General features: G+C 60.1%; 17 protein-coding genes and 6 tRNA genes. 15 read left to right on the top strand and 8 right to left on the bottom strand.

Features of this window, described 5'->3' with window-relative positions; translation table 11 throughout:
* Window positions 1-3: 3 nt before the first annotated feature.
* Together DLM_RS21690 and DLM_RS21695 are read right to left on the bottom strand one after the other, a co-directional pair.
* A complete protein-coding gene (locus DLM_RS21690) occupies window positions 4-870 on the bottom strand; it encodes an energy transducer TonB (protein ID WP_089082833.1) in 867 nt (288 codons plus the stop codon).
* A 102-nt stretch (window positions 871-972) separates the two neighbouring features.
* A complete protein-coding gene (locus tag DLM_RS21695) occupies window positions 973-1,437 on the bottom strand; it encodes a Dps family protein (protein WP_089082832.1) in 465 nt (154 codons plus the stop codon).
* A gap of 104 nt (window positions 1,438-1,541) precedes the next feature.
* Between DLM_RS21695 and DLM_RS21700 the strand changes: the two genes are divergently transcribed.
* On the top strand, window positions 1,542-1,838 hold the full coding sequence (locus DLM_RS21700) for a DUF167 domain-containing protein (RefSeq protein ID WP_089083025.1): 297 nt from the start codon (window positions 1,542-1,544) through the stop codon (window positions 1,836-1,838).
* On the opposite strand, the gene DLM_RS21705 is transcribed toward DLM_RS21700, so the two are convergent.
* The gene (locus tag DLM_RS21705) at window positions 1,832-2,257 is read right to left on the bottom strand and encodes an FxsA family protein (protein ID WP_089082831.1); all 426 of its coding nucleotides are present in this window, start codon (window positions 2,255-2,257) and stop codon (window positions 1,832-1,834) included. The two genes, DLM_RS21700 and DLM_RS21705, sit on opposite strands and share 7 nt — an antisense overlap.
* Before the next feature lie 29 nt (window positions 2,258-2,286).
* Between DLM_RS21705 and cutA the strand changes: the two genes are divergently transcribed.
* The 8 genes from cutA to DLM_RS21745 all read left to right on the top strand — a co-directional run bounded on the left by cutA (window position 2,287) and on the right by DLM_RS21745 (window position 3,757).
* A complete protein-coding gene (gene cutA / locus DLM_RS21710) occupies window positions 2,287-2,616 on the top strand; it encodes a divalent-cation tolerance protein CutA (protein WP_197715471.1) in 330 nt (109 codons plus the stop codon).
* Window positions 2,617-2,753: 137 nt separating this feature from the next.
* Window positions 2,754-2,829 (top strand) — tRNA-Lys (locus DLM_RS21715).
* A gap of 11 nt (window positions 2,830-2,840) precedes the next feature.
* Window positions 2,841-2,916 (top strand) — tRNA-Lys (locus DLM_RS21720).
* Window positions 2,917-2,945: 29 nt separating this feature from the next.
* Window positions 2,946-3,021 (top strand) — tRNA-Lys (locus DLM_RS21725).
* 12 nt (window positions 3,022-3,033) lie between these two features.
* Window positions 3,034-3,109, top strand: a tRNA-Lys gene (locus tag DLM_RS21730).
* Between the two features lie 28 nt (window positions 3,110-3,137).
* Window positions 3,138-3,213, top strand: a tRNA-Lys gene (locus tag DLM_RS21735).
* A gap of 11 nt (window positions 3,214-3,224) precedes the next feature.
* Window positions 3,225-3,300 (top strand) — tRNA-Lys (locus tag DLM_RS21740).
* A gap of 130 nt (window positions 3,301-3,430) precedes the next feature.
* A complete protein-coding gene (locus DLM_RS21745; protein WP_089082829.1) occupies window positions 3,431-3,757 on the top strand; it encodes a hypothetical protein in 327 nt (108 codons plus the stop codon).
* 52 nt (window positions 3,758-3,809) lie between these two features.
* Here the strand turns inward: DLM_RS21745 and DLM_RS21750 are convergent, their stop codons facing one another.
* Both DLM_RS21750 and pyrE read right to left on the bottom strand, forming a co-directional pair.
* Complete coding sequence (locus DLM_RS21750) at window positions 3,810-4,415, bottom strand: DUF4124 domain-containing protein (RefSeq protein ID WP_089082828.1); 606 nt, start codon at window positions 4,413-4,415, stop codon at window positions 3,810-3,812.
* Window positions 4,412-5,059, bottom strand: coding sequence for an orotate phosphoribosyltransferase (gene pyrE / locus DLM_RS21755; RefSeq protein WP_089082827.1), 648 nt, complete (start codon window positions 5,057-5,059; stop codon window positions 4,412-4,414). The genes DLM_RS21750 and pyrE overlap by 4 nt, the downstream gene beginning before the upstream one ends.
* A gap of 77 nt (window positions 5,060-5,136) precedes the next feature.
* On the opposite strand from pyrE, the gene DLM_RS21760 reads away from it, so the two are divergent.
* The 3 genes from DLM_RS21760 to DLM_RS21770 all read left to right on the top strand — a co-directional run bounded on the left by DLM_RS21760 (window position 5,137) and on the right by DLM_RS21770 (window position 7,316).
* Window positions 5,137-5,919, top strand: a complete 783-nt coding sequence (locus tag DLM_RS21760; protein WP_089082826.1) for an exodeoxyribonuclease III — start codon at window positions 5,137-5,139, stop codon at window positions 5,917-5,919.
* Window positions 5,920-6,101: 182 nt separating this feature from the next.
* The gene (locus tag DLM_RS21765; protein WP_089082825.1) at window positions 6,102-6,554 is read left to right on the top strand and encodes a hypothetical protein; all 453 of its coding nucleotides are present in this window, start codon (window positions 6,102-6,104) and stop codon (window positions 6,552-6,554) included.
* 162 nt (window positions 6,555-6,716) lie between these two features.
* A complete protein-coding gene (locus DLM_RS21770) occupies window positions 6,717-7,316 on the top strand; it encodes an RBBP9/YdeN family alpha/beta hydrolase (RefSeq protein WP_231959931.1) in 600 nt (199 codons plus the stop codon).
* 83 nt (window positions 7,317-7,399) lie between these two features.
* Here DLM_RS21770 and DLM_RS21775 read toward each other — a convergent pair whose 3' ends face one another.
* Together DLM_RS21775 and DLM_RS21780 are read right to left on the bottom strand one after the other, a co-directional pair.
* Window positions 7,400-8,236, bottom strand: coding sequence for a sulfurtransferase (locus tag DLM_RS21775; RefSeq protein ID WP_089082824.1), 837 nt, complete (start codon window positions 8,234-8,236; stop codon window positions 7,400-7,402).
* Window positions 8,237-8,429: 193 nt separating this feature from the next.
* On the bottom strand, window positions 8,430-8,840 hold the full coding sequence (locus tag DLM_RS21780; RefSeq protein ID WP_089082823.1) for an HIT family protein: 411 nt from the start codon (window positions 8,838-8,840) through the stop codon (window positions 8,430-8,432).
* A gap of 169 nt (window positions 8,841-9,009) precedes the next feature.
* On the opposite strand from DLM_RS21780, the gene DLM_RS21785 reads away from it, so the two are divergent.
* The 3 genes from DLM_RS21785 to DLM_RS21795 all read left to right on the top strand — a co-directional run bounded on the left by DLM_RS21785 (window position 9,010) and on the right by DLM_RS21795 (window position 11,686).
* Window positions 9,010-10,317 carry a hemolysin family protein gene (locus tag DLM_RS21785; protein ID WP_197077153.1) on the top strand — a complete coding sequence of 436 codons (1,308 nt, stop codon included), beginning with the start codon at window positions 9,010-9,012 and terminating at the stop codon, window positions 10,315-10,317.
* Window positions 10,318-10,453: 136 nt separating this feature from the next.
* Entirely contained in the window at window positions 10,454-10,744 is a 291-nt protein-coding gene (locus DLM_RS21790; RefSeq protein WP_089082822.1) for an acid-shock protein, read from the top strand.
* 189 nt (window positions 10,745-10,933) lie between these two features.
* On the top strand, window positions 10,934-11,686 hold the full coding sequence (locus DLM_RS21795) for a glutathione S-transferase family protein (RefSeq protein WP_089082821.1): 753 nt from the start codon (window positions 10,934-10,936) through the stop codon (window positions 11,684-11,686).
* A 57-nt stretch (window positions 11,687-11,743) separates the two neighbouring features.
* Here DLM_RS21795 and DLM_RS21800 read toward each other — a convergent pair whose 3' ends face one another.
* Window positions 11,744-15,586 carry a DUF3683 domain-containing protein gene (locus tag DLM_RS21800; protein ID WP_089082820.1) on the bottom strand — a complete coding sequence of 1,281 codons (3,843 nt, stop codon included), beginning with the start codon at window positions 15,584-15,586 and terminating at the stop codon, window positions 11,744-11,746.
* Between the last annotated feature and the right edge of the window lie 135 nt (window positions 15,587-15,721).

Consider the following 15,721-nt stretch of genomic DNA (forward strand, 5'->3'; position numbering starts at 1 on the left):
GCATTAATGACTGGAAATCTGGTTGTCGCGGGTAAAGGCGAAAGTTTGCACGATGATTTTGGAACCCTGCTGCGCCAGTGAAGGCGGGAAGGGGCTGAAGGGGGCGCTCATCTGGACAATGCGTTGGGCGCCCTCATCCAGCACGTTCTGGCCCGAGCTGCGCAGGATGCGGCATTTGAGCAGGCTGCCATCGGCAGCAATGGTGACTTCCAGGGTGACCGAGCCGTGGATGTTCTGTCTGCGCGCCTGCTCCGGGTAGTTGAGGTTGCCGATCCGCTCGATGCGCAAGCGCCAGTCGGTCTGGTAGCGCGACCATTCGTAGCGGTGGGTGCTGTCGCCATTGCCATTCTTGCGGCCGGATTCCAGATTGCTGTCAGTCATGGTGACGTCGCCACGCACGCTGCTCAGTTGGCCCACCTGCGCCAGCAAACTGCCTGCATTCACCGCAGGCTGGGGCTTGTCGCTCGATTCACTGGCTGGTGGTGGCAAGGCGGCTGATTTCTGGTCGGCATGCTGACGTATGGTGTGTACCTGGCGTGGTTGCGGAGTGCTGTTTTCCGCCGCCGCCGGTGGCTGGGCCGGCGGCTGTTCGTTGGCCTGGCGGTGGCTGGTCTGTTGGTGTTTTTGGGTGGTATTGCCGCTACCCTGGTTATTATCCGGGCCCAGGCGGCGGGTATCGGGAGGCGTCGGGCTGGGGCGCTCGGCCAGATTGACACTGATGGTGTGGCTGTCTGCCAGGCGCAGCGGGCGGACCCATGAAATCATGCCAGAACCGAACAGCAGGGCATGGGCCAGCAGCGATGCAGCAAGCATGATGAACAGCGTCAACTGCGGATTGCGGTTGACGGGGGTGCGCAGATGGGCGGTCATGGGTGTACGGCGGCCTCCATAGGTCTGCAGCAGTTTAGCATGGCTGGGGCAGCAGCAAGAAAAACGCCGCGTCTGGCGCGGCGTTGTGAGTCTGGTGACGGTTTACTTGTCCAGCATGCTGCGCAGCATCCATGCTGTTTTTTCATGTACCTGCAGGCGCTGGGTCAGCAGATCCGCGGTGGGTTCGTCAGCAGCGCGCTCGGCCAGCGGGAAAATGCTGCGGGCAGTGCGACAGAGGATTTCATGACCATCCACCAGTTGGGCCAGCATGTCTTCCGCTTTCGGCACCCCATTGGCTTCGGCAATCGCGGTCAGCTTGGCGTAGTCGGCATAGCTGCCCGGAGCAAAGTGGCCCAGTGCGCGAATACGCTCGGCAATCAGGTCCACGGCCAGCGACAGTTCGTTGTATTGCGTTTCGAACATCAGGTGCAGGGTGTTGAACATCGGCCCGGTGACGTTCCAGTGGAAATTGTGGGTTTTCAGGTACAGGGTGTACGTGTCGGCCAGCAGGCGGGAAAGGCCATGGGCAATGTCCTGACGGTCTTGTTCGTTGATGCCGATATCCATATGCAAACTCCTGGTTGTTGGGAAATCCGGACCATGCGCGTCGGCTGCTGTTGCCGGCAGGCTGCGGTTCTGGTCTAGAATTGCCCTTTTACGGAAAAATCACCATGAAACCCTGGTTGGTCTGTAGTGGCAGTGTCGTGCGCCTTACCCTGCATGTCCAGCCTGGAGCCAGAAAAACCGAAGTCGCCGGCGAGCATGGTGACTGCCTGAAAATCCGTCTGGCAGCGCCTCCGGTGGATGGCAAGGCCAATGCCGCCCTGCTTGCCTGGCTTGCTGACTGTTTTGCCGTGGGCAAACGCAGTGTTGCCTTGCTTGCCGGAGACAAGAGCCGCCACAAGGTGGTGGCAATTGATTCTTGCCTGAGCGAAGCCGCGGTGCTGGCCTTGCTGCATGTTCAGTGAAGCCGCGGCGGTTGGTCCTGACCCTTGGGCTCGACCCTGCTGAATTCGCCCTCAATGACATCATCAGCCATTCCCGCCGGGCTGGCCACATTCTGCAGGGTAGGACCCTTGAATGGCAGCAGCAACAGAATGGCCAGCAGGTCGCTCAGGATGCCCGGAATGGCGAACAGCAGCCCGGACAGGGCATAACGCAAGGGCCACAGCAGGGAGTATAGCGATACCTGCTGGCCCTGGCGCAATACGCTGGACAGGGTGAGCAGGGCACCTAGCTTCTGGTTGCGCAGCATCCAGATGCCCAGCAGGCTGCTGGCTACCACCAGCAGGAACACCACACCACCACCCAGATGGTGGGCCAGGGTGACCAGGGTGGCGATTTCCAGCAGGGGATACAGCAGTAACAACAATAGTATGGCGCGCATCGAATCAGGGTACCCGTATGAATTGTCTGATGGTTTTTTGCAATGTGCCGGATGAAGCAACGGCCCAGCACATCGCCCATGTTCTGGTGCAGGAGCAACTGGCTGCCTGCGTCAATATTCTGCCTGCCTGTCGCTCAGTGTATATCTGGGAGGGCGCGCTGCAAGAAAGCCGCGAAATTCCCTTGCTGATCAAGACGACGGAGGCGGTATACGCTGCACTGGAGCAGCGCTTGCATGCGCTGCATCCGTATGATGTGCCGGAAATTATTGCCTTGCCAGTCAGCCAGGGCTTGCCCGCCTACCTGACATGGGTATCACAGGCGGTGCTTTCAAGAGATGGCGCGCAGCAGGAACAATAATTTTCGACTGGCGCTATCGTGACCAAGTTCCGGCTGTTTAGCATGAATTTCGGGTCTATGCCCCGGTTTTTTCAAATTAATTCGGTAAAAGTATTGACTGAAAAAGGCTGTTTTATTATAGTTGCGAACTCTTTCGTGGGTCGGTAGCTCAGCCGGTAGAGCAGCGGACTTTTAATCCGTTGGTCGCGAGTTCGAATCTCGCCCGACCCACCAATGTTTTGCCCGGGTTGTTAGCTCAGTTGGTAGAGCAGCGGACTCTTAATCCGTAGGTCGAGTGTTCGAGCCACTCACAACCCACCAGTTTTCCGGTTTTGCCGTCAAGCAAGATCGGGTCGGTAGCTCAGCCGGTAGAGCAGCGGACTTTTAATCCGTTGGTCGCGAGTTCGAATCTCGCCCGACCCACCAAACGTTTTGCCCGGGTTGTTAGCTCAGTTGGTAGAGCAGCGGACTCTTAATCCGTAGGTCGAGTGTTCGAGCCACTCACAACCCACCAGTTTCCGGTTTTGCCGTCAAGCAAGATCGGGTCGGTAGCTCAGCCGGTAGAGCAGCGGACTTTTAATCCGTTGGTCGCGAGTTCGAATCTCGCCCGACCCACCACCGTTTTGCCCGGGTTGTTAGCTCAGTTGGTAGAGCAGCGGACTCTTAATCCGTAGGTCGAGTGTTCGAGCCACTCACAACCCACCAGATAATGAAAAGCCCGGTCGCCATGGTGACCGGGCTTTTTGTTTGTGCTGATCCGCCACGCTGATATCGTCAAGCCGGCCCTCGGTGTGGATAATGACAGGGTCAACAATACCAGTGAGAGAGCAAGGGCATGATCAAACATTTTACCTTTGTGATGCTATTGGCTACGCCGCTGCCGTTGCTGGCACAGACTGTGGATGAGCAATTGCTGGCGGCGCAGATGGCCTATCAGCAGGCCAATAATGTGCAGGAGCAGGCCGCTGAACGGCTGAAGCAGGCGCAAACCGCCAAGTCGCAGGCTGATCAGCGCTTGCTTGATGCCCAAGCCGCAGTACAGCGGGCCAATGATGAGCTGGCTGCCGCCGGCAGTGCCGATGCTGCGGCCAAACAGCAGATGCAGCAGCAGACCCAGCAATTGAACGAGGCATGGAAGCGCAAGGAAGCCGGTGGCCAGTGAGTGGCATGGAGCCGCCAGATGAAAAAAGCCGGTGTAGTCCGGCTTTTTTCATTTACTGCCTGCCATGGGTGATTTGCTGGTAGCGGTTAATGTCTTCCTGCATTTTCTGCCGCACACTGTTGTACTCGGCCTGCTTGGTGGCCAGAACTGCGGCCAGCCCTTTTTGCTCCTGCTGGATGACCTGGATGTTATGCAGCAGGCCGGCCGGTACCGGGCGATGCATCTTCTGGCTGACATCCTGCTCCTTGAGCATGTCGCGCAGTTGCAGATTGAGGGATTTCAGGCGCGAATACTGGGCATCCAGCGAGGCCTGCAGAATGCTCAGCTGCTTCTCGCGGTCGGCCTTCAGTTCGTCGATATTGCGGTAGCTTTCCAGCAGCCCCTTGTCGTAACGGGCGCTATCCAGTTGGCGTTGCTGCTCCAGCTTGTGCTGCGCCTCGCTGGCCTCGCGTTGGCGGCGGGCCTGTTCGCTCTCTGCCTGTTTGCGCACCGTGCCCTGCCGGCTCAGTTCTGCCACGCCCTGCTTCTGGTTTTGCAAAGGCGCGGCATCGCTGTAATGCACCTTGCCTGCGTCGTCCACCCACTTGTACAGCGCACCATCAGCCATGGCGGTGTTGCAAGCCAGCAAGAGGGTCAAGGCAGGCAGATGCTTGGTCATTTTTCGTTCACTCCATATTGGGCGCGGTAGTCACGTACTGCAGCCAGGTGCTGCGCCAGTTCCGGGCTGCCTTCCAGGAAGCCCAGCAGGTCTTTCAGGGTGGCAATGGCCACCACCGGCATGCCATATTGCTGTGCGACTTCCTGTACCGCGGACAGCTCACCGGAACCGCGCTCCATGCGATCCAGTGCAATGGCCACACCCGCCGGGGTGGCACCGGCGGCACGGATCAGTTCCACCGACTCGCGCACCGAAGTACCGGCGGAAATCACGTCGTCAATGATCAGCACGCGGCCCTGCAGCGGGGCACCTACCAGGGTGCCGCCTTCGCCGTGATCCTTGGCTTCCTTGCGATTATAGGCAAAGGGAACGTTGCGGCCTTGTTCGGCCATGGCCATGGTGGCGCCGGCTGCCAGGATGATACCCTTGTAGGCTGGCCCGAACAGCATGTCGAACTCGATATTGCTTGCCAATATGGACTTGGCATAAAAACGCGACAAGTGCAGGGTGGACAAGCCGTCGTTAAACAGGCCGGCATTGAAGAAGTACGGCGATTTGCGCCCTGCCTTGGTGATGAACTCGCCAAACTTCAGTACCTGCTTGTCGAGTGCAAAACGGATAAAATCTTGGCGGAAATCGCTCATATCATTCCTCTTAAGAGACTAGTTAACTATCTGAACGGCTGGAAAATTTGCCGGCAAGGATAGCACAGGAGACTGCATTGCTTCGAATCGTTTCAGCCAATCTCAATGGCATCCGCTCGGCGGACAAGAAGGGTTTTTTTGACTGGTTGTCCGGCATTGCGGCTGATTTTGTCTGCGTGCAGGAATTGAAGGCGCAGGCGGGAGACCTGAGCGAACGCATGCGTGCGCCGGATGGCATGACCGGCTATTTCCACTATGCCGAAAAAAAGGGTTACAGCGGGGTGGGGGTCTACACACGTCGCCAGCCGGACGCCGTGATTGAAGGGCTGGGCGTGGACTGGATCGACGCCGAAGGCCGTTTTCTGCAACTGGATTTTGGCAATCTCAGCGTGGTGTCGCTGTATCTGCCTTCTGGCTCCAGCAGCGATGAACGCCAGCAGGTGAAGTTCCAGTTTCTGGATGTGTTCATGCCGCATCTGGAACAACTGAAGGCGGCTGGCCGGGATATCGTGATCTGTGGCGACTGGAACATTGCTCACAATGAAATCGACCTGAAAAACTGGAAGGGAAACCTGAAAAACTCCGGTTTCCTGCCGGAAGAGCGCGCCTGGATGAGCGATCTGCTGGGGCGCGTGGGCTGGTGTGATGTCTGGCGTACCTTGTATCCGGAGCAACCCGGCTATAGCTGGTGGAGCAACCGCGGTCAGGCCTATGCCAAGGATGTGGGCTGGCGTATCGACTACCACATTGTCACCCCGTCCTTGATGGCCCTGGCCAGGAGCGCATCGGTTTACAAGGAGGAGAAGTTTTCCGACCATGCGCCGCTGATCGTGGATTACGCACTGGAGCTGCCGGCCTGAGCGATGCCGGCTGCTGCTTGATGAATTTGTGTTGAGCCGGTTGCGATTGCTAACACATCGCAATGATTGTTTTCACCGGTGGCAGGTTGGCGGGGCTAGGATGAAGGCATCGGGGCAGATTGCCTGCGCTGCCTTTGGCTTGCCGCAGGTGAGCGTGAACAACACTTATCTCAGGACGCGCCATGAAACATCGTCTGCTGTTTTGCTTGCTGGCATTGACCGCCGCCACCCCGGCGCTGGCGGCCAATGTCGGTATTTCCGTCAATATCGGTGAGCCAGGCTTTTACGGCCAGTTGGATATTGGCAATTATCCACCACCGGCTTTGCTGTATCCGCAGCCGGTGATTGTCAGCCCGGTGGTGGTGGCCCAGCCCCCGATCTACCTGCGGGTGCCGCCTGGTCATGCCCGGCATTGGGATCGCTATTGCAGCCGTTACCATGCCTGCGATCGCCGGGTGTATTTCGTGCAGGACCAGTGGTATCGCCAGGAATATGCGCCGCGTTATCTGCGCGAACACCCGCATGGTCATCATGACAATGGCTGGCATGAGAGAGAAGACCACCGCGGGCATGGGCCGCGTGACGGACGTCCGGGTGAGCCCTGGCCGGATCAGGGTGGGCCGGGTCGTCATTGAGCTTGCTGTTTTCCCTTTAAAACCGCCGGTGATGCCGGCGGTTTTGCATTCTGCGGCAAAGCGTTTTAGCCTGTGCTGTGTATGACAAAACCGTCCTGGCAGACAGGGCGCAACCACGGAGCAGCATGCGCAGCGTTGCTGCACCGGCAACAAGCAAGGGTGATGATGCTGGACGATGATGATGTGGTGCTGATTACCGTGCCTGGCTGGGGTAATTCCGGGGACAAGCACTGGCAAACCCTGTGGGAGCTGACCTACCCGCTGGCGCGGCGCGTGCAGCAGCAGGACTGGCTGTACCCGGAGCGGGGGGCATGGGTGGCGGCGCTGGATGCACTGGTGCGCGATACGCCCGGCCGCATTGTGCTGGCGGCGCACAGCCTGGGCTGTCATACCACGGTGGCCTGGCTGCGCACGGTGGATTTGGCCACGCAGCGGCGCATCAAGGGCGTGCTGTTGGTGGCACCGCCGGCCTTGCCGATTACCGAGGCAAGGGCGCGTGCCAGTGGCGAATTGCCCGACGAAGCGGCCATGCCTGCCTTTGGTGGTTTCGAACAACCTGACGCTGGCGCATTGCCGGTTCCGGCGGTGATGGTGGCCAGCCGGGATGATCTGTTTTGTGATTTCGCCACTGCCCAGTCCATGGCCGCCGGCTGGGGCGTGCGCTTGCTGGATGCCGGCAAGGCCGGTCATATGGGCAGCCATGCCGGGCTGGGAAGCTGGGCGGCAGGTCAGCAGTTGTTGCAGCGTTTCATTCTGGCCTGAGCTGGCCTGTGACGAAAAACCGCCGTCCCGGATAGCGCAGGCGGCGGTTTTGTCATGGTGGTAACTTAGGTAACTTAGGTAACTTAGCGGGCGACCGGGCGCTCCGGGTCGCTGCACCATTCGCTCCATGAGCCCGGATACAAGCGGCTGCCGCTCAGCCCGGCATGTTCCATCGCCAGCAGATTGTGGCAGGCGGTGACGCCGGAACCGCACTGATGCACGATTTCTTCCGGGCTGGTGCCGGCCAGCACTGCCTCCCATTCGCTGCGCAAGGTCGCCGGGTCCTTGAAGCGGCCAGTGCCATCCAGATTGTGCTGGAAGAAGCGGTTGCGTGCGCCGGGGATATGGCCGCCGACCGGGTCCATGGTTTCGCCTTCGCCACGGAAGCGTTCCGGGCTGCGGGCATCCACCACCACAAATCGCTGTTCTGTCAGGTTGGCTAGTACGTCGCCGGCTTCCACGGTTTCCACCAGGCCGGCATTGACCGGGAAGCGGCGCGGCATATGGCGCTTCTTGTCGGTTTCCAGCGTGGCGCCGGCCTGCTGCCAGGCCTGGATGCCGCCATCCAGTACCGCTACCGCTGCATGGCCCAGCCAGCGCAGCAGCATCCAGGCGCGGGCGGCATACATGCCACCGGCGTCGTCGTAGCACACCACTTGCACATCGCCGGTGATGCCGGCGGCACCCAGATCCACCGCCAGACGTTGGCCGTCCGGCAGCGGGTGGCGGCCATTGCTGCCGGTTTTTACGCCTGACAGGTGGTAATCCAGATTGAGGTAAAGGGCACCGGGAAGATGGCCGGCCTGATAGGCGTGCAGACCGTATTCCGGGTCGGTGAGCTGAAAGCGGCAGTCCAGGATGACGGTATGTTCCGGATCTAGCTGCTGTAACTGGGCCGGGCTGATGAGGGTGGTGTACATCGGCAACTCCTGAGTGAGTGGTGGGCAGGCTGCAAGGGCCTGCCTGTCTCGGGAGGAGCCGCTTACGAGCCGGCCCAGGGGCCGGCTTGAAAGCGGTTCCGCATGTCTGCCGGTAGGTGCTGGCAACCCGGCAGGACCGCTCTAGCCTACACAGAAGCCATGGCCGCGGGCAAGCTGGCCTGGTTGGCGGCCATCAGTCTGCCTGCAGTTTTTGCAGGGCGGCACGCAGCAGGCTGGCCAGTTGCGGCAGATCATGGTTGGCACCTTCGCGCTGCGGGCTGGCCCAGATCGGGCTGGGGAAATGGGCATCATCGGCAAAGCGCGGAATTACATGCCAGTGCAGGTGGGGGACTACATTGCCCAGGCTGGCCAGGTTGATCTTGTCCGGCTGCATGACGGCGCGTACTGCTTTTTCGGTCAGGATGACCCAGTTGAGCAGGTGATGGCTGTCAGCCGGATCCAGGTCGCTCATTTCGCGCACATGTTGTTTCCAGATGACGCGGCAGAAGCCGGGATAACCCGCCTCTTCAACCAGCAATACCCACAACTGGGTATCTTCGTACAGCAATTCACCGGCAGGCAGGGTGCAAAGCGGACAAGTCATGATCAGATCGCCATATTCTGTTGATGGATGTCGCCCATTCTACCGTGCTGCCGCCTTGCAGGTTTTTTTCGTCTGTTATACTGATTCAACTGTCCACATGTTCAGTCCTGTCATGCGGGACTGCTATTCTGTACAAGACATCTCGTCGCTAACCCCCTGGAAATACTGTGTGAATCTGGTTCAGAACCTGATGGTGATTGCCGTACTGATTTTGATCAGTGCCTTCTTTTCCGTATCGGAAATCTCGCTGGCGGCGGCACGCAAGATCAAACTGCGGCAAATGGCCGAGGAGGGCGACGTGCGCGCCGAGCGCGTGCTGGCCTTGCAGGCGCAGCCGGGCTTGTTCTTTACCGTGGTGCAGATCGGCCTGAATGCCGTGGCCATCATGGCCGGTATCATGGGTGAAGCGGCCTTTACCCCCTATTTTGCCCAGGCACTGCATCTGGTTTTCTCCGCCGACTGGGTGGAGCGGGTCAGCTTTCTGCTGTCCTTTGTCACCGTCACGGCCTTGTTCGTGCTGTTTGCCGACCTGATGCCCAAGCGGCTGGGCATGTCGGCACCGGAGCAGATTGCGGTGCGCGTGGTGCGGCCGATGCAGGCCTGCGTGCGGCTGTTCATGCCCTTGGTGTGGTTGTTCAACAGCCTGGCCAATGCCTTGTTCCGCCTGTTTGGCCTGCCCACGGCGCGGCCGGACGACCTGACGCCGGACGATATCGTGGCGATGATGGAAGCCGGGGCCGAGGCCGGGGTATTGCAGGAGCAGGAACATCACCTGATCGAAAACGTGTTCGAGCTGGAAAGCCGCACCGTGCCGTCGTCGATGACCGCACGCGAAAGCGTGGTGTATTTCACCCTGCAGGAAGAGGAAGCCAGCATCAAGCGCAAGATTGCCGACAGCCCGCATGCCAAGTATCTGGTGTGTGACGGCGTGGTGGATGCTGTCGTTGGCTATGTGGATTCCAAGGACATCCTGACCCGGCTGGTGAACCAGCAAAGCGTGTCGATCAAGCGTGAGCTGACCATCCGCAATGTGCTGATCATCCCCGACAGCCTGACCCTGTCCGAGCTGCTGGAGCGCTTCAAGGCCTCGCGCGAGGACTTTGCCGTGGTGATGAACGAGTACGCGCTGGTGGTGGGCATCATCACGCTGAACGACGTGATGAGCACGGTGATGGGCGACCTGGTGTCGCAAAGCCAGGAAGACCAGATCGTGCAGCGCGATGCCGACAGTTGGCTGGTGGACGGTGCCTCCCCGGTGGAGGACGTATTGCGCGCGCTGGATATCGATGGCTTCCCGGATGACGAGAACTACGAAACCATTGCCGGTTTCATGATGTATATGCTGCGCAAGATTCCCAAGCGTACCGACCATGTTGAGTACGCCGGCTACAAGTTTGAAGTGGTGGACATCGACAATTACCGTATCGACCAGCTGCTGGTCACCCGCGTGCAGGCACCGGCTCCGGCTGCGGGCTGAGGCGGTTACGAGCGCTTACACGGCCTTACAAGAGTCTCACAGACGCGCAGCTCTGCCCTCCCTAAGATGCAGTTCATGGAGACAGCAAACACGCTGTCCCCGCAACCCAACAAAGTCGCCTTACGGGAGAATGACCATGAAAAAGATCGCCGCCCTTGCCCTTGCCGCCGTGTTTGGTCTGGCTTCCGCTGCCGGTTTTGCTGCCGATGCCTCCGCCCCGGCTGCCAAGCCTGCGGTAGCTGCGCCGGCCAAGGCTCATGCCAAGGCGCATCACGCCAAGAAAAAACATCATCAGGTGAAGAAGGCCCGCAAGGCCGCTTCGGCACCTGCCGCACAAAAGGCGCAAGCTGCCAAAAAGCATGTGAACAAGCATCACCACCGCCATGCGGTGAAGCATCATCACAAGATTGCCCATAAACAGCATTAATAGCCGCACAGCGGCAGCTCACTCGCAGTATGTAGTGCTCAAGCAAGAGGAGGCGCAAGCCTCCTTTTGCTTTTGGCTAGTCCGGAATTACCGGTCTGATCTGGCGCAATATCCGGTCAGACAGCCGGTAATGCCCATGTCATTGCGTGGCATCATGCTGGCTCTGCCAACACGAGGCCGGACCGGCTGATGCTGACACTCTATCAATTTCCCTTTTCCCATTTCTGCGAAAAAGTCTGCTGGGCGCTGGATGCCAAGCAACAGCCCTACCGGGTGGTGAATCTGCTACCTGCGCTGCATCTGCTATGGAGCAAGCGGCTGGCGCGGGAAACGTGCCTGCCGATTCTGTGTGATGGGCCGTATATCGTGCAGGATTCGTCCGCCATCATCGACTACCTGGATCTGCGCTGGCCGCAGTATGGCCTGACGCCGGTCGCCGAAGCGCAGGCCAGGCGGGCACGGGAGTGGGAGCATTGGCTGGGCGAGGAAATCGGCGTGCCCCTGCGCTTGTGGTTCTATTCTCACGTACTGCGCCAGCGTCAGTACGCGATGGCTTTTTTGCTACGTGGTGCGTCGCGTGGCCAGGGACTGGTGTTTCAGGCACTGTTCGGCCTGATCCGCCACGCCATGTTTTACAAGATGCGGATCAACCCGCAGAGCGCTGTCGCCGCCTTGCCACAGTTGGAACGGGCGCTGGATACGCTGCAGGCCGCCTTGCAAGGGCGGGATTATCTGGTGGGGGATGCCTTCAGCCGGGCCGATCTGACTGCCGCTTCCCTGCTGTGGCCGATGCTGCCGTGGCATGGGGATGAGACGGCGATGCAGGCCTGCCTGCCCGAGGTGATCAGGCAATGGCGGCAGGGCTTCACGCAGCGCCCGCTGTATGGCTGGCTGCAGCGCACCTACCGTCTGCATCGCCCGGTGTCTTGCATTCAGCCATGAAAAAACCGCAGGCCGTAACGTAGCCTGCGGTTTGTAGGGTAATACCAGGGTGATGGTTTACAGCAGCACGCGTTCAATACCGCCGTTGCGGGCTTTTTCCACGTAGTCCTTCATCCAGTTCTTGCCCAGGATGTGCTTGGCCATTTCCACCACGATGTAGTCGGCTTCGGTGCCGGTATCCGGGCTGTAGCGCGACAGGCCCTGCAGGCAGGACGGGCAGGAAGTCAGAATCTTCACCGGCTGTTCGGTCGCACCGATCTTGGCCAGATCCTTGTTGATTTCCTCTTCCTTGCGCGAGCGCACCTGGGTGGCAATGTCCGGGCGGCTGGCGGCAAAGGTGCCGGATTCGCCGCAGCAACGGTCACTGAGGGTCACGCCGCCGCCCAGCAGCTTGTTGGCTACATCCAGCGGCTGGTAGGCCTTCATCGGGGTGTGGCAGGGGTCGTGGTACATATACTTCTGACCACCGATGCCTTCCAGCTTCAGGCCTTTTTCCATCAGGTATTCATGGATGTCGATGATGCGGCAGCCCGGGAATATGTCCTCGAAGCGGTATTTGGCCAGTTGGTCGTAGCAGGTGCCACAGCTCACCACCACGGTCTTGATGTCCAGATAGTTCAGCGTGTTGGCCAGACGGTGGAACAGCACGCGGTTTTCCGTGGTGATGGCCTCGCCCTTGTCGGCGTAACCTGCCGACGTTTGCGGGTAGCCGCAGCACAGATAGCCCGGCGGCAGCACGGTCTGGGTGCCCACATGCCACAGCATGGCCTGGGTGGCAAGGCCCACCTGGCTGAACAGGCGTTCCGAGCCGCAGCCGGGGAAGTAGAACACCGCTTCGGCATCTTCCGCCACTTGCGGGTTGCGGATGACCGGCACCACATTGGCATCCTCCACATCCAGCAGCGCGCGGGCGGTTTTCTTGGGCAGGCCGCCTGGCATCGGCTTGTTGATGAAGTGGATCACCTGCTGCTTGATCGGTGCCTTGCCGACGGTGGACGGTGGCTGCTTGGTTTGTCCGCCGGTCAGGTGCAGCTTCTTGCCCACGCTGTAACCCAGACGTTGTGCCTTGTAGGCAAAACCGACCAGGCCGCCACGGATGGCCTTGATGGTGGCCGGGTCCTTGACGGTGAGGAAGGCCATGCCCAGCGCAGTGCCGGGGTTGAAGCGTTTGTTGCCGGTTTTGCGCAGGAAGTTGCGCATGGCGACCGAGACATCGCCGAAGTCGATCTTCACCGGACAGGGTTTCACGCAGCGGTGGCATACCGTGCAGTGGTCGGCCACATCGGACAGCTCGTCAAAATGCTTCAGGCTGACGCCACGGCGGGTCTGTTCTTCGTACAGGAAGGCCTCGGTCAGCAGGCCGACGCCCAGAATCTTGTTGCGCGGGCTGTACAGCAGGTTGGCGCGCGGCACGTGGGTGGAGCACACCGGTTTGCACTTGCCGCAACGCAGGCAGTCCTTGACGCTGTTGGAAATGGCACCGATGTCGGATTGCTCCAGAATCAGCGATTCCGCACCCAGCAGCGAGAAGGACGGGGTGTAGGCCATGGTGAGGTCGGCACCGGGCAACAGCTTGCCGCGGTTGAAATGACCCTTGGGGTCCACGCGTTGCTTGTAGGCGCGGAAGGGGGCGATTTCTTCTTCGGTGAGGAATTCCAGCTTGGTAATGCCGATGCCGTGCTCGCCGGAAATCACGCCGTTCAGGCTGCGTGCCAGTTCCATGATGCGTGCCACCGCCTTGTGCGCGGTTTGCAGCATGTCGTAGTCGTCGGAGTTGACCGGCAGGTTGGTATGCACATTACCGTCACCGGCATGCATGTGCAGCGCCACGAACACGCGGCCACGCAGCACTTTCTGGTGCAGTGCATGCACGGCGTCCAGAATCGGTGCGTCGGCCTTGCCGGAGAACAGGTTTTCCAGATCGTTCAGCAATTCGTCCTTCCAGCTGACACGCAGCTGGAAATCGCGCATGGCGATGAACACGCTGGACGGGTTGGCGTTGGCATCCACCAGCGGTGCCTCCGGCCACAGCGCGCGGTACTGGGCAAACGGCGCATCCAGATTGTCCAGCAGCCACTGCCAGCGCTGACGCAGGGCGGAAATCAGCTCCAGTGCGGAGCTGCGACGCTCGCCAATGATTTCGTCGGCCGAAACGGTACCGCCTTCGGTATCCACCGGCAGGCGGCCCTGGAAGTATTCGCTCAGTGTATCCAGCAGGCGCAGCTTGTTGGCGACGGACAATTCGATATTGATGCGCTCGATGCCGTCGGAGTAATCGCCCAGGCGCGGCAGCGGAATCACCACGTCTTCGTTGATCTTGAAGGCATTGGTATGGCGCGAGATGGCGGCAGTGCGCGAGCGGTCCAGCCAGAATTTCTTGCGCGCTTCGGCCGTAACGGCAATAAAGCCTTCGCCGGTACGGGCATTGGCGAAACGCACCACCTGGCTGGCGGCCTCGGCCACGGCGTTTTCATCGTCGCAGACAATATCGGCCAGCAGGACCATTTTTGGTCTGCCCTTGCTCTTGGCCTTGGTGGCATAGCCCACGGCACGCACATAGCGCCAGTCCAGATGTTCCAGACCGGCCAGTTGCACGCCTGCCGCATGGCCGGCACCACCGGGCTTGAAGTAGTCGGTGATTTCGACAATGGCCGGCGTAGCCTGGGCCACGGTGCCGAAGAATTCCAGACACACGGTGCGGGTGTGCGCCGGCATGCGGTGCAGCACGAAGCGGGCGCTGGTGATGATACCGTCGGTGCCTTCTTTCTGCACGCCGGGCAGGCCGGCCAGGAATTTGTCGGTCACGTCCTTGCCCAGGCCGACTTTACGGAAAGTGGGGCCGGGGATGTCCAGCTGCTCGGTGGACAGGACGGTCTTGTCGTCTTCCTTGTAACGGGTGATGCGGAAGCTGGCCACGTCCACGTCGTGGATCTTGCCGTAGTTGTGGCCGATCCGTTCGATAAACATCCAGTTACCGTTCGGGTCCACCATTTTCCAGCTGGCCAGATTGTCCAGCGCAGTCCCCCACAGCAGGGCTTTCTTGCCGCCGGCATTCATGGCGACATTACCGCCGATACAGGAGGCTTCAGCCGAGGTGGGGTCCACGGCAAACACCAGGCCGGCAGCACTGGCCGCCTCGGCCACGCGGGCGGTGACCACACCGGCACCGCACTGGATGGTGGCGCGCTGGCCATCCAGGCCGGGCAGGGCGATGTATTCCACGCCGTTGTGCTGCACCAGCTTTTCGGTGTTGATCACGGCGCTGCGGCGGTCCAGCGGTACGGCTCCGCCGGTATAACCGGTACCACCGCCACGCGGTATGATGGTCAGTTCCAGTTCGATCAGCGCCCGCACCAGCGGCGCGATTTCTTCTTCGGTATCCGGCGACAGCACCACGAAGGGGTATTCCACGCGCCAGTCGGTGGCGTCGGTCACGTGCGACACACGGGCAAGGCCATCAAACAGGATGTTGTCACGGCGGGTGTGGCGGCTGAGCTTTTTCAGGATGGCCTGACGCAGTTCGCGGGTTTCGGCAAATTGCTGCTCGAAGGCGTTCACCGCCTGGCGGGCGGCGGCAATCAGTTGACCCACCTTGTCATTGCCTTCGCGGCGTTTTTCCACTTCCTGCAGGCGATGGTGCATGGCTTCCACCAGGGCCGACAGGCGCTTGGGGTTGTCCAGCAGGTCGTCTACCAGGTAGGGGTTACGGTCCACCACCCAGATATCCCCCAGCACTTCAAACAACATGCGGGCAGAACGGCCGGTTTTGCGCTCGCTGCGCAACTCTTCCAGCAGCGCCCACATGGGTGCGCCCAGAAGCCGGATGAAGATTTCCCGGTCCGAATACGATGTGTAGTTATAGGGGATCTCGCGGAGACGCTGATGGGTGCTGGTGGTCATGGTCCGTGCTGCTGTAATTGTTTGAATACATTAGCGGCTAGTTTAGCCCAATTGCTGCGTTGCGAAAAATGCCGTTCACGTCATTTTTACATTTTGATATAAAGATACCGACCTGTTCTGGATGTTGTCCGACAA

It is taken from the genome of Aquitalea magnusonii (genome assembly GCF_002217795.2).
Classification (GTDB): Bacteria; Pseudomonadota; Gammaproteobacteria; order Burkholderiales; family Chromobacteriaceae; genus Aquitalea; species Aquitalea magnusonii_B.

Coding starts and splice junctions, on each gene's coding strand:
- DLM_RS21700 (WP_089083025.1), top strand. CDS start 1,542: ATGAAACCCTGGTTGGTCTGTAGTGGCAGTGTCGTGCGCCTTACCCTG.
- DLM_RS21800 (WP_089082820.1), bottom strand. CDS start 15,586: ATGACCACCAGCACCCATCAGCGTCTCCGCGAGATCCCCTATAACTAC.
- DLM_RS21765 (WP_089082825.1), top strand. CDS start 6,102: ATGAAACATCGTCTGCTGTTTTGCTTGCTGGCATTGACCGCCGCCACC.
- DLM_RS21705 (WP_089082831.1), bottom strand. CDS start 2,257: ATGCGCGCCATACTATTGTTGTTACTGCTGTATCCCCTGCTGGAAATC.
- DLM_RS21695 (WP_089082832.1), bottom strand. CDS start 1,437: ATGGATATCGGCATCAACGAACAAGACCGTCAGGACATTGCCCATGGC.
- DLM_RS21790 (WP_089082822.1), top strand. CDS start 10,454: ATGAAAAAGATCGCCGCCCTTGCCCTTGCCGCCGTGTTTGGTCTGGCT.
- DLM_RS21690 (WP_089082833.1), bottom strand. CDS start 870: ATGACCGCCCATCTGCGCACCCCCGTCAACCGCAATCCGCAGTTGACG.
- DLM_RS21745 (WP_089082829.1), top strand. CDS start 3,431: ATGATCAAACATTTTACCTTTGTGATGCTATTGGCTACGCCGCTGCCG.
- cutA (WP_197715471.1), top strand. CDS start 2,287: ATGGTTTTTTGCAATGTGCCGGATGAAGCAACGGCCCAGCACATCGCC.
- DLM_RS21780 (WP_089082823.1), bottom strand. CDS start 8,840: ATGACTTGTCCGCTTTGCACCCTGCCTGCCGGTGAATTGCTGTACGAA.
- pyrE (WP_089082827.1), bottom strand. CDS start 5,059: ATGAGCGATTTCCGCCAAGATTTTATCCGTTTTGCACTCGACAAGCAG.
- DLM_RS21775 (WP_089082824.1), bottom strand. CDS start 8,236: ATGTACACCACCCTCATCAGCCCGGCCCAGTTACAGCAGCTAGATCCG.
- DLM_RS21770 (WP_231959931.1), top strand. CDS start 6,717: ATGATGCTGGACGATGATGATGTGGTGCTGATTACCGTGCCTGGCTGG.
- DLM_RS21795 (WP_089082821.1), top strand. CDS start 10,934: ATGCTGACACTCTATCAATTTCCCTTTTCCCATTTCTGCGAAAAAGTC.
- DLM_RS21750 (WP_089082828.1), bottom strand. CDS start 4,415: ATGACCAAGCATCTGCCTGCCTTGACCCTCTTGCTGGCTTGCAACACC.